Source organism: Thalassobaculum litoreum DSM 18839 (assembly GCF_900102465.1).
Lineage (GTDB): Bacteria > Pseudomonadota > Alphaproteobacteria > Thalassobaculales > Thalassobaculaceae > Thalassobaculum > Thalassobaculum litoreum.
Map to the genome: position 1 here is coordinate 517,081 of NZ_FNBW01000001.1, position 13,807 is coordinate 530,887.

At 63.7% G+C, this 13,807-nt stretch carries 18 protein-coding genes; 15 read left to right on the forward strand and 3 right to left on the reverse strand.

Annotated elements, in window-relative coordinates; genetic code table 11:
* Positions 1-8: 8 nt before the first annotated feature.
* Positions 9-728: a DUF502 domain-containing protein gene (locus tag BLS34_RS02385; protein WP_051244783.1), complete on the reverse strand. Its 720-nt coding sequence runs from the start codon at positions 726-728 to the stop codon at positions 9-11.
* 281 nt (positions 729-1,009) lie between these two features.
* On the opposite strand from BLS34_RS02385, the gene BLS34_RS02390 reads away from it, so the two are divergent.
* Entirely contained in the window at positions 1,010-2,182 is a 1,173-nt protein-coding gene (locus tag BLS34_RS02390; RefSeq protein WP_028794722.1) for an aminotransferase class V-fold PLP-dependent enzyme, read from the forward strand.
* A gap of 23 nt (positions 2,183-2,205) precedes the next feature.
* On the opposite strand, the gene BLS34_RS02395 is transcribed toward BLS34_RS02390, so the two are convergent.
* Positions 2,206-2,436 carry a hypothetical protein gene (locus BLS34_RS02395; RefSeq protein ID WP_028794721.1) on the reverse strand — a complete coding sequence of 77 codons (231 nt, stop codon included), beginning with the start codon at positions 2,434-2,436 and terminating at the stop codon, positions 2,206-2,208.
* Between the two features lie 123 nt (positions 2,437-2,559).
* Entirely contained in the window at positions 2,560-2,871 is a 312-nt protein-coding gene (locus BLS34_RS02400; RefSeq protein WP_028794720.1) for a hypothetical protein, read from the reverse strand.
* 442 nt (positions 2,872-3,313) lie between these two features.
* On the opposite strand from BLS34_RS02400, the gene BLS34_RS02405 reads away from it, so the two are divergent.
* From BLS34_RS02405 to BLS34_RS02460, 14 genes are all read left to right on the forward strand, one after another.
* Entirely contained in the window at positions 3,314-4,666 is a 1,353-nt protein-coding gene (locus tag BLS34_RS02405) for a tyrosine-type recombinase/integrase (RefSeq protein ID WP_093147853.1), read from the forward strand.
* Positions 4,667-4,881: 215 nt separating this feature from the next.
* Positions 4,882-5,088: a helix-turn-helix transcriptional regulator gene (locus BLS34_RS02410; RefSeq protein ID WP_093147855.1), complete on the forward strand. Its 207-nt coding sequence runs from the start codon at positions 4,882-4,884 to the stop codon at positions 5,086-5,088.
* A gap of 218 nt (positions 5,089-5,306) precedes the next feature.
* Positions 5,307-6,272: a DUF7146 domain-containing protein gene (locus BLS34_RS02415; RefSeq protein ID WP_093147857.1), complete on the forward strand. Its 966-nt coding sequence runs from the start codon at positions 5,307-5,309 to the stop codon at positions 6,270-6,272.
* Positions 6,259-7,416: an AAA family ATPase gene (locus tag BLS34_RS02420; RefSeq protein WP_093147858.1), complete on the forward strand. Its 1,158-nt coding sequence runs from the start codon at positions 6,259-6,261 to the stop codon at positions 7,414-7,416. The genes BLS34_RS02415 and BLS34_RS02420 overlap by 14 nt, the downstream gene beginning before the upstream one ends.
* Positions 7,417-7,618: 202 nt before the next feature.
* A complete protein-coding gene (locus BLS34_RS25245; protein ID WP_139189064.1) occupies positions 7,619-7,909 on the forward strand; it encodes a hypothetical protein in 291 nt (96 codons plus the stop codon).
* Between the two features lie 36 nt (positions 7,910-7,945).
* On the forward strand, positions 7,946-8,524 hold the full coding sequence (locus tag BLS34_RS02425; RefSeq protein WP_093147861.1) for a hypothetical protein: 579 nt from the start codon (positions 7,946-7,948) through the stop codon (positions 8,522-8,524).
* Positions 8,521-9,357, forward strand: coding sequence for a hypothetical protein (locus BLS34_RS02430; protein WP_093147863.1), 837 nt, complete (start codon positions 8,521-8,523; stop codon positions 9,355-9,357). Before BLS34_RS02425 ends, BLS34_RS02430 begins: the two co-directional genes overlap by 4 nt.
* On the forward strand, positions 9,354-9,530 hold the full coding sequence (locus BLS34_RS25780; protein ID WP_175474073.1) for a hypothetical protein: 177 nt from the start codon (positions 9,354-9,356) through the stop codon (positions 9,528-9,530). The genes BLS34_RS02430 and BLS34_RS25780 overlap by 4 nt, the downstream gene beginning before the upstream one ends.
* A complete protein-coding gene (locus BLS34_RS02435) occupies positions 9,527-9,859 on the forward strand; it encodes a hypothetical protein (protein WP_093147865.1) in 333 nt (110 codons plus the stop codon). The genes BLS34_RS25780 and BLS34_RS02435 overlap by 4 nt, the downstream gene beginning before the upstream one ends.
* Before the next feature lie 116 nt (positions 9,860-9,975).
* On the forward strand, positions 9,976-10,371 hold the full coding sequence (locus tag BLS34_RS02440) for a hypothetical protein (protein WP_215906022.1): 396 nt from the start codon (positions 9,976-9,978) through the stop codon (positions 10,369-10,371).
* Positions 10,371-11,009, forward strand: coding sequence for a hypothetical protein (locus tag BLS34_RS02445; RefSeq protein WP_139189065.1), 639 nt, complete (start codon positions 10,371-10,373; stop codon positions 11,007-11,009). Before BLS34_RS02440 ends, BLS34_RS02445 begins: the two co-directional genes overlap by 1 nt.
* On the forward strand, positions 10,996-12,726 hold the full coding sequence (locus BLS34_RS02450) for a tape measure protein (RefSeq protein WP_093147870.1): 1,731 nt from the start codon (positions 10,996-10,998) through the stop codon (positions 12,724-12,726). The genes BLS34_RS02445 and BLS34_RS02450 overlap by 14 nt, the downstream gene beginning before the upstream one ends.
* Positions 12,714-13,379 (forward strand): hypothetical protein, encoded by a 666-nt coding sequence (locus BLS34_RS02455; protein WP_093147871.1) that lies wholly within the window; start codon positions 12,714-12,716, stop codon positions 13,377-13,379. The genes BLS34_RS02450 and BLS34_RS02455 overlap by 13 nt, the downstream gene beginning before the upstream one ends.
* Positions 13,376-13,798: a hypothetical protein gene (locus BLS34_RS02460; protein WP_093147874.1), complete on the forward strand. Its 423-nt coding sequence runs from the start codon at positions 13,376-13,378 to the stop codon at positions 13,796-13,798. Before BLS34_RS02455 ends, BLS34_RS02460 begins: the two co-directional genes overlap by 4 nt.
* Positions 13,799-13,807 lie beyond the last annotated feature (9 nt).

Genomic DNA, 13,807 nt, shown 5'->3' on the forward strand with positions numbered 1-13,807 from the left:
GATTGATGTCAGGCCGCGTCGATCTGCCGGGTGGGCCCCTCGGGATGCTCTGGCGAGGCAGCGGGGATGCGCGGAACTTCGCGATCGTCCTTCGGCCGGCGGTCGGGTGGCGTGACGATGCCGCCGGAGACCACCATCTTGATCCCCTCCTCGACGGTCATGGACAGCACGTGACAGTCCTCGCGCGGCACGAACAGCAGGAAACCGGAGGTCGGGTTCGGCGTGGTCGGGAGGAACACGTTCATCACGTCGTCGGTGGTCAGGTTCTGCACCTCCCCGACCGTGTCGCCGGTCAGGAACCCGATCGCCCAGATGCCGCGGCGCGGATACTCGATCAGCACCACCTGCCGGAACGCCTTGGACTGCTGCGCCAGCACGGTCTCCAGGATCTGCTTCAGCGCGCTGTGCACGTTGCGGATCACCGGCATGCGGGCCATCAGCCGCTCCGACAGGCTGACGAGCCAGCGGCCCACCAGTCCCGCGGTGAAGGCGCCGACGACGGTCAGCACGACGGCGGCGACGATCAGGCCGAGGCCCGGGATGCTGAAGGGAAGATAGGTCTCGGGGTTGTAGCGCGCCGGGATCAGCGGGGTGACCCGGTTATCGATGAAATCGATGATCAGCCAGGCGAGATACAGGGTTATGCCGATCGGCGCCGTGACCAGGACGCCGGCAAAGAAATAGGTCCGCAACCGGGAAAACAATGAGACCTTGGTGCTCGGCGCCATCTGTGGCGGCCTCCTCTGCGCGAATAAGCCGACAGGCGATCACGATAATCTAGGGAGCCTCGCCCCCCGCCGCCAGGGTACGCGGCAAGTTGCGTGTGCGGTGCAATATCGACGTCCACCATAACGTCAAGCCACCGCGCGGCACAATCGCCGCTCCCGTGCCCCGCTGTTCTTGCCGTCGCCAAGTAGCGACAGGGTCCGGCCAAAATAAGGCACGGTTTCATTGTCCCGGGGACAAAGTGACCTTGGCGGACACCGGCGCTGTGCGGCAAACTCCCGCCATGACGACCGCTCCTTCCGCCTTCGGCACCGATCTCCGCCCGCTCTTCTGTCTGGAAGAGGCGTCCCTCCACCTCAACCACGGGTCCTACGGGGCGACGCCGCGTCTGGTGCTGGAGGCCCAGCGCGACTGGCGCGACCGGATGGAGGCCGAGCCCAGCCGGTTCATGGAGTTCGAGTTCCGCCCGGCCCTGCGCGCCGCCGCCGCCCGGCTGGCGCCCTATGTGGGGGCAAGGGCCGACGACCTCGCCATGGTGGAGAACCCGACCCAGGCCGTGAACGCGATCCTGCGGTCCCTCGACCTGAAGCCGGGCGACCGGATCCTGATCAACGACCAGACCTACGGGGCGGTCCGCAATACCGTGCGCTTCGTGTGCACCATGACCGGTGCGGAGATTGCCGAGTGGACCCTGCCCTTCCCGGCGGAATCGCCGCAGCAGGCGCTCTCCGCCTTCGAAACAGCACTGGCGCAGAGCAAGCCCAGGCTCGCGATTATCGACCACGTCACCTCGCCGACCGCCCTCGCCCTGCCGGTCGAGGCGATGACGGCCGCCGCCAGGGATGCGGGCGCGCTGGTGCTGGTGGACGGCGCCCATGCGCCGGGAATGATGGGACTCGACATCGAGGCGCTCGGCGCCGACTGGTACACGGGCACCTGCCATAAGTGGCTTTTCGCGGCCAAGGGTTGCGCCTTCCTTTGGGCCGGGCCGCGGGTCATCGATCGTCTGCACCCGGCGGTGATCAGCCACGGCTATCTGAACGGCTTCCACGAGGAGTTCGACTGGGTCGGCACCCGCGACGGCTCGGCTCAGCAGTCGCTGCCGGCGGCACTGGATTTCGTCGATCGGTTCGGGGTGGAGGCGATCCGGACCCATAACCACGCGCTGGCCATGGCGGCGGGACGCCGGCTGTCGGCCGCCTGGGGCACCGAGATGGGCCAGCCGGAGAGCATGGTGGGATCGATGGTGATGGTCCGCCTGCCGGACGGCTACGGCACCGGATTCGAGACCGCCCGCGACCTGCGCCTGCGTCTGCTACGCGAGGACCGGATCCAGACCCGGGTAAATCCGCTGGCCGGCGGCCTGTATGTCCGGGTGTCGAGCCAGATCTACAACCACATCGGCGAAATCGACGCCCTGGCCGACGCGGTGCTCGCCAAACGGCCGAATGCCTGACCGTCCGTCGCCGGGCTGGGCGATCAGTTCAGCTTGTGGCGAAATTTGCGCTCGAGCTCGCGCAGGATCTCGACGCGGCGCTTGCCGCCGTTCTCAAGTGCCAGCTTGAACAGGCGCGAGGCCTCGTTCTCCGGCTCCGGCGGCTTCTGGCCGATCTGAACGAGAGCGGCCCTCTGGGCGCGCGCCAGCACGTCCGGATCGATCTTCTGCCGGACCGCACGCAGGATCTTGAGGGCCTTGTCGCGTTCGCTCATTGCAGGAGTATGGCCGAATCGGCGGCGGGCGACAATGGACAGCGGCACCGGGGACCGCGGCCCGGGCGTGTGCGGTACGGGGCCTGGGTAGTGCAGGTCGGGTGTCGGACTGCGCGAACGGCTTCAGAAGAATTTCGTGAGGAACGCCGCGGCCAGCGCGTTGTCGACGATCTTGGTGACGACCGCCTCGGCCCGCCCCTTGATCTGCTTGTCCTTGTACATCGCGTCGATCTCGAACCGGAACCGCTGGCCGGAAACCACGATGTCCTTGTCGTAGGGGTCCAGGATAAACCCCTTGTCATTAATATCGCGAATATTAAAGACAAATTTGTCTATTTTTACGACACCCTTGGATTCGGCCTTTTTGGGGGTGTTCATCACCTTCGGCCGGATGGGCTTCTTCTTGTCTTTGCTGACCTTCAAAAAGTCGAACATCGTCGGACTCCCACGCCCAAACGCGATTCACGCATCTGCAATATACGATGCCCGCGAGGTCGTGAAAAGCGGATAGCCGTTCCGGGCTCGCCCATGGAAGTAAAACCGGAAAAACCGTCTGGTAATTAGCGAGTACTCGCAAGCAGCTTGCCTGTGCCGAAGTCCTGCGGCTTCCCGCCGGGGACGCCGCAAGGCGCAGGGAGTGATCGGGGATTAAAGTTCGGAGATCTGGTGAGCGCGACAGGGTTCGAACCTGTGACCGTCTGATTAAAAGTCACCAGACATATCGCAACGCTACGCAACAAGTCAGAACGTCGTGGAACGCGGTTCCCCTTGAATTTCCTTGCTTTAAGACACAATGTTGGGCACTGTTAGCAACGCTGGGTAACGGTCCCTAACGGGGCAAATCTGTTACCCCAGGCGTTACCCTAGGGGGAAATCAATGGCCGCCAAGCTCACCGTCGCATCCGTGAACAGTGCAACCGCCGGCACCGCTCGCCGTGAAATCCGGGACGGTGGAGCCGATGGTCTGTTCCTCGTGATCCAGCCTTCCGGCGCGAAGTCTTGGGCATTGCGCTATCGCCACCGGGGGCAGCCGCGAAAGCTCACCCTGGGAACCGTACCGCCCGACGCGGCCGGCTCGACCGCAGACCCGACGCTAGGGGGTGTGCTCACCCTCACCGACGCGCGGGCGCTGGCCAAGATCCAACAGGCTGCTATCGCACGGGGCGCTGACCCAGCCGGCGAGCGACGGGAGGCCAAGCGCGCCGCCAACGGCCGCGAGGCCGCCGACCGTGACAACTTCGTGTCGGTGGCGAAGCTGTTCATCGAACGGTATTCGAAGCCGCGCAACCGGACATGGATGCAGACTGCTCGCCTGATAGGGCTCATGCCGGATCCAAATGACCCGGCCGCCCTTATCCTCGCCGCCGATGGCCCGGCTGTGACTTGGCAGCGGAAGCGAGTTCAGGACATTACGCCGCGTGATGTGGTTGATGTGCTCGACAAAATTACCGCCCGAGCTCCGATCTTAGCGAACCGTACCTTGGCCGCGCTGAGAAAGCTGTTTCGGTGGGCCGCACATGACCGGCTCATCATCCCAGATTCGCCCGCCAAGGGTATCGCACCGAATAAGGAGACATCCCGCGACCGAGTGTTGTCTGACGTCGAGTTGGCGGAAATTTGGAGTGCGGCCGGAGAGCTAGGACCGCCATTCGCAGGGCTGGTGAAAATGCTAGTGCTGACTGGGCAGCGGTTGAATGAGGTCGCCGGCATGACCTGGACTGAAATCGACATCGACAACAAGCTCTGGACGATCCCGCGCACTCGAGCGAAGTCCGACCGCGAACACATTGTGCCGCTATCCAATGCCGCGGTGGCGGTACTCGCCTCCCTGCCCCGGATCAAGAGCACTCGCCGGTTCGTCTTCACGACGACTGGCACAACGGCCGTGTCTGGACATTCTAGGGCGAAACACCGTTTGGATGCTCTGGTCGACAAGAGCAGAAGAGAAGCCGCTGCGACGAATGAAGCAGACGATATGCCGCCGTGGCGGTTCCATGACCTTCGTAGGACAATGGCGTCGAACATGGCCCGCCTTGGGATCAGCCTACAGGTGGCCGAGAAGGTGTTGAACCATACCAGCGGAAGCCTCGGCGGCATCGTGGCAGTGTATAATCGCCACGCTTATATCGAGGAAATGCGCGCCGCTCTGGATACTTGGGGGAACTATGTGGAGACGATCACCAGCGCTGATCGCGGACACAATATTATCCCTTTGCGCAACACACCGTAACCATATATAGTTGGGATGCGCTACAGATCTGGAGCACTGCCGGGCTCCAAGTCTCTAACTATCCCAAGGCGCCCCTTGTTTGGTCCAGCAGGGGGAAACACGTAGGGCGCGGACCCAAGGCATGATCGTGACGCTAACGGCGTTCCGGTCTGTCCTTGACCGGCAACGGTACCGACGACGGATCGCGAACGCCACACCAGTGGAGTTCGTATCCTATGGACCATTATTCTTCCGCAGACGATCAGTTCTTGCCCGCACGCAAGGTGTGGGAGCGCTATGGCGTCACATCGATGACGCTGCATCGCTGGCTTGCTGACACGGCGAAGGATTTCCCCGCACCACACTACATCGCCAAGCGCCGATATTGGCGCCTCGCCGATCTCATCGCCTGGGAACAGGCCCGTCCTCGGAAAGCGGCGTAAATACAGATGGTGTGCGAAAAAGTGCGAAGCCCCGCCGTCCGAGTGGACCGCGGGGCCTCAGATTTTGTCCGGCTTGGGAGTCCAGACGATCAAGAATTTAACTCTAATGCCTCAGAAGTACAAGCCGCGCTGAGCCTCGACGACTGGCGCAGCCGCGTCATCGCGGACGCCGAGGCCTTCATGGCGCGCAAAGGCCGCTCTCTTCCGAGGGGGCGCCGATGACCAGCGCCCGCACTATCGCCCGCACGCTCTACAGTGGCGCGAAGCCTTCCGGTGGTGGATGGCTAACCCGCTGCCCGGTGCCGACTCACGGCAACGGCAAAGGCGACCGCAACCCGTCGCTTTTGGTGACGGATGGCGAGACCCGCCCGCTTTACACATGCTTCGGTGGCTGCCCTAGCACCGCCGTAGCCGACGAGATCCGCCATCGCGGTTTGGTCGAGGTCGAGGAGCGGGAGACAGGTCGCACAGAATGTCAGGGCAGCCGCGACGATGAACAGGTTCGCACCGACAAAGCCCGGTCGATTTGGGGCGAGGCTGACTCGCCACCGTTCGCATATCTGACTACTCGCGGCATTAGCGTTGCGCCGCCGCCTTCGATCCGTTGGCACCGCTCGCTCGCCTATGACCGGACGACGTTCTATCCGGCGATGGTCGCTGCGGTGCAGGGGGATGATGGCCGACTGGTTGCAGTCCACCGGACCTTTTTGACGCCCGATGCCACCGGCAAGGCTCCGGTGGCCGCTCCGAAAAAGGCCCTTGGTTCGATCCGTGGTGGTGCCGTCAGGCTCGCCAAGGCCGGCGCCACGCTGCTGCTGGCCGAGGGCATAGAGGACGCGCTGTCGCTGGTGGAGATGACCGGGCATCCGACATGGGCGGTGCTGGGCACATCCGGTTTCTACAACGTCATCCTTCCGGATGCGGTCGAGACCGTCATTCTCGCCCCCGATGGCGACCCGGCCGGGGAAAAAGTGGTGTCCCGTGCTGCGGAGCGGTTCGCAGCCGAGGGCCGTCAAGTGCTCCACCTTCGCCCGCCCGCCGACATGGATTGGAATGATTGCCTTGTTGCCTGGCATGAGCGTGCGGCAATCGGTGAGCACGACGGCGGAATACCGCCAGACACAGCGGAGCGGCAGGCCTTCCTAGACGTTCTCGGATGGGAGGTGCGCCATGTCGGCAATTGAGGTCGAGAAGTTCGCCACGCCCGTTACGGTTTCGCCCGCGCCTGACCGACTGCGGCGAGGGCTTAGGGTCATCTACCCGTCTTCCCTGGAGGGTAGGCCCGTCCCGCCTCGACGTTGGATCATTCCCGATCTGGTGCCGTCCGGCTCTGTGGTCATGCTCTCCGGTGACGGAGGAATCGGCAAGAGCACGCTGCTGCTGCAAATGCTGGCGTGTGTCGCCCTTGGCCGCCCCTTCCTAGGGTTTCACGTCGATCAGATGCCGGCCGCTGGGTTCTTTGCGGAGGATGACGAGGACGAGCTGCACCGACGCATGGCCGCGATCCTGCCGAGCTTGGGCGCTTCGTTCGCAGATCTTGGCGACCGGCTGACTTACGTCCCCCGGGTCGGCTTAGACAACTTGATGGTCCGATACGACGTGCGGACAGGTGAGCCAGAAGAGACCAGCTTCCTCGCTGACGTGATGAACCACGCAATCGCCACCAATGCCCGATTGCTGGTGCTCGATAGCCTGCACGACCTGTACGGCGGGAATGAGAATCACCGTGGACAGGTGCGGCACTTCATCGGCTCTCTGCGGCAGATCGCCCTGGAAATCGACGGCGCCGTTTTGCTCGCCGCGCACCCTTCGGCGGCCGGTCTCTCCAGCGGCAGCGGCACCAGCGGATCAACAGCCTGGAACGCTGCCGTGCGGTCTCGCCTGTATCTCAAACGGCCCGATACCGATGAAGATGAAGGCCCGCCGGATCGGTCTCTCCGCATCCTCCAGCACCCCAAGAGTAACTATTCGGCGGATGGTGGAGAGTGGCGCCTGCACCTTCAAGACGGCGCCTTTGTCCGCGAGGACCAGGGCGGTAGCGGCATGGTCGGCACCATCGACCGGCTCAATACGGAAGACGCATTCCTCGCTGCCCTGGACCGGCTTGATACTCAGGGCCGCCACGTCACCGACGCGTCAAACTCTCCCCGCTATGCACCCAAGGTCATGGCCGCTTCACCGATCAAAGGAAAGCGGTTCACGAAGACCGAATTGCGGAGGGCGATGGAGGCACTGTTTCAGCGTGGCGATATCGTCATCGGCACCACGACTGGACCAGATCGACACCCTCGAAACTGCATCGTCAGAAGCGCACGAGGTGCGCAATGAGCGGATGCGGGAAGTGCGGGAAGTCCCCCGGTAAGTTGTTGAAATCATTGCGGGCGGTGTGTCTGCGGGATGTCTGCGGGAAGTGCGGTAAGTTATTGATTTCATTGCGGGCGGTCTGCGGTGCGTGTGTGCCTATAGATATAAATATCTATATCGGGTTCCCCCACCGTTGGGTGGAGGGGAAACCCGTTGGAGGTGTCGAGTGAGCCGGCGCAGGACCAGCACCCCGGCAGACAGCACGCTCCGTTGGCGCAAGCACCAAGAGAAAATGAGGGCGCTTGAGCGCGGCGATTTCTTCTATCAGCAACAAATGACCCGCAGCTTGGTAAGACAAATGGTCGCCAAGGGAACGTTAGATCCCAAAAAATCGACCAGCGAGAAAGCTATTTCGGAGGTCATGCTCCGTCTATGCGCAGAACGCTTGTCAGAATATCAAACGTTGTTTGATTCAAATGATCAAAATAAGAACAACTGCACGTCAGAAACAGAGTAATATTCTCAGAGATAAACCGAGATCGAGGTCGAGTTCATGGCGATGCTGAAAGCCAAGACCAAGCCAGCCGGCGAAGATTACATCGACCTGTTGGCCGTGCCGCCAAAGCCTGAATCTTTGCTCAAAGCCGAGCAAGCCTTGCATGGTGCGGTCGCCGCCCGCGAGGCCGGGCAGGTCAAGCACGTCGAGGCAATGAGGCTGCTCGAACGACAGGTCGCAGGCCAGCCGCAAGCGATCACACGCGCCCAAGCGGACGAAATCGGGCAGACCCTCGCCGGGTTGTACGCCACCGAGGACGACGCGCAGGCCGCACTGGAAGCCGAAGCGAAGGCTTTTGAGGACGCGACGGTCGCCCGGCTCCTCGACGGTCTCGAGATTCTCGCTGACACGGTCGGAGAGCGGCTGAACGAACTGGACCGCCTCGTTGACCCGGCCACCGTCGCCGCCGTCGAGATTCGGCAGCGCGGCTTTGTCTTGCCGAATTCGCTGCTGCCCCGCCTCCGTGACCTGCGCAGCGGAATCGAGAACATGCGCCGGCTGCTCAACGCCAGCCGCCGGCACGCGAAGGCGAGCGACGGACCGATACCGCAGTCCGCTTGGAGGCTGGCACGATGACCGACACCGTCGCCGCTGAGCCGATCACCGAGACTGTCGAGGCTCCGGAACAGCCGCGCCGCCCGAAGGTGAAAGAGCCGCGCGTATGGACCGACGCCGACTTGGACGACCTGAACGAGCGCTGGTACACCACCTGTAAGCTCTCCGATGAAGAGTGGGAAGCTCGACAGCGCCTAACCGCGCTCCGGGAATATCGTGAGCGGCACAAGCCCGCGCCCGCCGCGCCACCGGCACCCGCCCCGGCCGCGACCCGCGAGACGCCGCCGCTGTTGCACTACAGCGTGACCGATGCACCGCCGCCGGCTTCCGCCAAGCCGCAGCCTTCTGAAGCCGAGATCCGACGGCAGCAGGAACGGCGCCACCTAGTGGCAGTCGCCGTCGCCGAGACCAAGCGGGAGCGCGGCGAGCCGCTCGACCTGGTCGACCGCCGCGCACTCTGGATCGAGCGGGTGCAGGACATCCTCGACGACATCGAGCCGAAGGTGAAGGCGGGGCACCTGTACGAGCCGCTGGGCAAAGTGCTGGTCGAGGTCGCCGAAGTCGCCCTCGCTTTCAGCGCAGCGCACGAGAACCTGAAGGCCCGCACCGCCGCTCTCGAAGAGCAGAACGCCGCGCTGGCCGCAGGGATCGCCCAGATGGAAGCGCAGGCACGGAGCGAACCGATGACCGGCAAGCCGCGCATTCGCGTGCAAGCGCCATCGCAGCGCCACCAGCAACACCAGCACTCAACCGCACCGGCGAGCATGCCGAACCACGCGGACGGTCGCGCGGAGCACCCAGGAGAGCACGCCATCGGTGCTCCGCGCACCACCGACCACGGGAGCAACCAATGACCAAGCCTACCGCCGATTTTCGCGACGCCCTCGCCGCAATGATTGAGCGCGAGCTCGACGCCGGAATGGCACCACTCCATGCCGCACTTGACCGGATCGAAATCAGGCTCGGCGCAGTGAACGGTGCCATCGCCGCGTATGAGGCTATCGCCGCGAGGAAGGCCAGCCGATGACCGACCCTGACAACCACCAACTGGAGACCGCCAATATGCCCGCATCAATGACCGCGCAGCAGCAGGCCGCCCTGTACCGACTGAGCACCGAGATCGAGCGCGCCGCCGCCGCATTCATCACCCTGGCCACGCTCGACGGCAGCGACCGGCAGGAGGCCATCGGAGAGGCCATCGGTGTGTGTCTCGCCAGCGCCGCCAAGATCGGTGCGCAGCATGGCGTGAACCTGACCGCCGAGCAGTTCGGCAACGTGGCGAGCACCGTGTTCGAGATCGAACAGGACGGCGGAATTCTCGCCGTGATGGCCGGCAAGGTTACTACGGAGGCCTGAGCAATGCCGACCGACCAGCACCGGAAGGGCACCGGGGGGGCACCCGTGAAAAGCCCTCTGGGCGCGTGTCACGGTCCGGTGCGGCAGTCAAACCTTCGTACGCGGAAGGATTTGCTTTGAAAAAATCCCCTCCTAAAACCGCAGAGATTCGCGCCCTTCGCCCTGATCTGGCTAGCACTGCGCGCAGACCCGGAGAGAACCCGCCGCCACCACGGCACCTAACCGTCGAGGCCAAGGCCTGGTGGTCGAAGATCGTTGAGGAATACGGGCTCGACGATGATGCCGGCTTGCTGCTGTTGACCGTCGCATTGGAGGCGTTTTGCCGAATGCGGGGTGCGCAGAGCATCATAAAGCGCGAGGGCGCAAGTTGTCGGGACCGCTTCGGTCAGCTTAAGGCGAACCCGATGCTGGTGGTCGAGCGCGACAGCCGCGCCGGCATGATCACGGCACTGGGCAAGCTGAATTTAGACTTGGAGCCGCTGGCCAACCGTCCGAGCGGGGGACGCCGCTGATGCCGACGACGCGCCGACGCCGTAGCCGCAACCGACAGCCGGACATATCGCCGGAATGCTGGGCGATCATGAACGATATGCCGCTGCCCGCAGACGCGCGAAAGTTCCACGTTTTCGCCCTGGAGCACGACACCTGCCCGTGGTTCTCCGGTGGCTTGAACCTGCGCAAATCCTGGGACCGCTACGGCGCCGATATCGTCGCTCAATGGGCGATGGATCACCCCGGCACTCGGCCGACCTGCTGGTGGCGGTTCTCCGCACCGCGCCTTGCGGCTGATCGTCCGATTGCTAAGGCCGATCCGGAGGCGTGGCCCGCCCTGCTGACGGATCTGCCCACACCACGCGAGCGCTTCGGCGGAACCGGCACGCCTGACTTTATCCCCCTCTGCACCCTGCCACGGTTCCACCTGGGACTGCCCGTGCGCTGGATCACGTCCTCAGACATCGAGACTTACAGCCTTATCGGCAACTCACTGGACGTACCGGCGATTGATCCCGAGGACCCGCCGACATTCGAATCGCAGGCGAGCTATCTGCATCGCCTAAACCTGCTGCTGCCTGGTGAAGCCGACCGCCTGCCGGCCGATGCATTCGAGCCTGAAACAATCGTGATGGAGGCCGTTGATGGTGACGACTGAACAGCTCCTAGTTCGCCTTGATGCCACGTCCGAACAGCTCCGTCGCGAACTGCGCAAGGCGGACGGCACGATCGCCGACTTCGACCGCAAAACCTCGCGGCACATGAAGAGCGTCGATGACGCCATGGCCCGCGTGAACAAGGCAGGAAGCCTGCTAACCCGGGGCCTTGCTGGAGTCGGTGTGGCGCTCAGTGTCCGCGAGATTGGGCGATACGCGGACGCCTGGCGACAGGTTCAAAACTCCCTCACCGTGGCGACTGGCTCGACCGAACAGGCCGCGAAGGTCACTAACCAGCTTCTTGCGATCGCACAGCGCACCCGCACCGATCTGTCCGCGAATGCGCAGCTCTATGCCCGCCTGTCTGTCGCTGCGAAGGAGTTGGGCGCCGATCAGCAGCAGCTCTTGGAGTTCACGGAAGGCGTCGGCAAAGCCTTGGCAGTGTCCGGCGGTTCGGCCGCGACCGCATCGGGCGCGTTGCTCCAGCTTTCGCAGGCCATTGGCGGCGGGATCGTCCGCGCCGAGGAATTCAACAGCATTCTTGAAGGCGCCCCCCGGATCGCTCAGGCCGTGGCCGATGGTCTGGACAAGGCCGGCGGCAGTGTCTCGCGGCTCCGGACGCTGGTGAACGATGGCAGCGTCTCATCCGAGGCATTCTTTAACGCCTTCCTGACCCAGCTCCCGAACATCGATGCGCAGTTTCAACAGACCGAAAGCACGATAGGCCAAGCGTTCACCGTTCTTGAAAATGGCTTTGTCAGTTTCATTGGCCGCGCCGACGAGGTGTCCGGTGCATCGTCAGTGATGGCGGATGCCGTTATCGGTCTGGGAAATGCATTCGACTGGATGGGCGAGAGGCTGCAGGCGAATTTCGGCCCGGCTTCCATGCAGTCCATGGAGATTCTAGAAGAGCGCGCCACGGCTCTACGGCAGACGATTGCCACGTTGGAGCAGACAAACCCGGATGATTGGTTCGGCACGCTTTCCGGTGCGCGGGCCGATCTGGCAGAGGTCGAGGCCGCGATTGAGCGCATTCGAACGGGCGCCATTGCTCCGACCAGTGGCGACGGCACGGTCGCGGACAGGATACTGCCGACCACGGCAGCGAAGCGGATCACCGACAACCTCAACGACATTCAGCAGCAGCTCTTCGCGGCGAGCGGAGCCATGGAGGCGTTCGGCATGGGTGGCCGGGATGCCCTGACCGCTTTCGAAGAACGCGCCGATCTGCTGGACCGGGCGGAGGGCATGGCCGATGCGTTCAACAAGGCGAACGCCAAAGCGATCGAATCCGGCCAAGTCATGGCCCGCACCGGCCAGACTTACTTGCCCATTCTGGAGGATCTAACGGGCCTGGAAGAACGCCGCGCCGACGCTCTCAAAATCGATGAAATCGTCGCGGACCTGGGCGCACAGGAACGCTTTGCCCGCACCCGCTTGGAGCTGGGCGAAGACGAGGCCCGGATACAACAGACGATCAACAAGTATCGGGCCGAGGGCCTGGAGATCACCGACGATCTGGAGGCGCAGATCCGGGGCTCCATCGCGGAGACCGAACGGCTGAATACCGCCTGGGAACAGAACAGCCAGCGCGTGAAAGACGCGGAGCGCGCCATGGCTGAGATGGAAGCTGAGGTCGCGGATGCCCGAGATTTTCCCGATCACCTCGCGGCAGAGTTCGCCGCCGAAGTCATGGAGGTCTTCAAATGTCAGTCCTGAACATCGCCTTCCTGCAGGATGCCGTCTGGTTCGGCACCGATACCATCGTCTACAACGCTCTCGGCAGCCCGGTGAGCCTGTGCGAGCGCAAGGCTGAGGTCGCCCCCTCGGGTCGGTTCATCTCGAGCACACGGGGTCTGGTAGCCACTGGCGACCGCTTCGATGCGCTTGCCAGCGAGGCCGAAACGGTCGATCAGGCCGAAGCGCTGGCGAACGATTTCATCCGCGAACTGAGTGACGACGATTGCGACGGTGGCGGGTTTGAAGTGACGGTTGCTGGATGGTCGGACTCTGCCGGCGATCTGGTGGTGAAGCAGGCCAAGCGGCGCGGAGATGTGACCTGGGAACCGCGCTCTTTCGTTCGTGGCGTCTACCTCGCCCCTGGATGCGGCAACCTCGCCATTCCCCGACAGGTCGCTGAGGCGCAGTTCGTCGCCATGGCGATGGCGCAGGGTCGAATCCGTGATCGCTTCGACGCGACCATGTGTGTCGGCGGTGTCCTGCACCTATCGGTAGCCACCAAGACCGGATGCAGCCAACGGATCGCTGCCGTCTTCGATGGCTACGACCGAGACGTGGCCGCGTTGGGTTTCGATCCGAACGCTGAGGACGTGGCCGCCTTCCGTATGGCTCAGAGCGAGGTGGCGGCATGATTTCCGGTGGAACAATCGCCGCTGTAGGCCGTGGCGTCGAGCGTCGGTTCAAGCCGCAGTGGGACGCTTTGCGGGCCGACATGGCCGCAGCCATGGCTGCCGACTGGCCGGATGGCTCGCTGCCATTCATCGCCCGTGCAGAGGATCTGGCGAACCGCCAGGCCGACGCCTCCATTGCCACGATCCGCCCTTTGTTGGCGCCCGCGATGAGCACCCGGGAAGGCAAGGCGGCTGTGAAAGAGCAGTTGGACATAGCGCGTGCCGAGATCGTGGCGAAGCTGCTGCCCGGCGGAATGACCGTCGCTTGGGCGAAAGAGAAGCTGGCCGAGCCGGACGCTAAAGAGGATGCCTTCGCCGCCATGGTGGCTGAAGCGTTAGGGGCCGATGCAAAGGCCAGCCCATCCATGACCGATAGCTAGGAGATACCG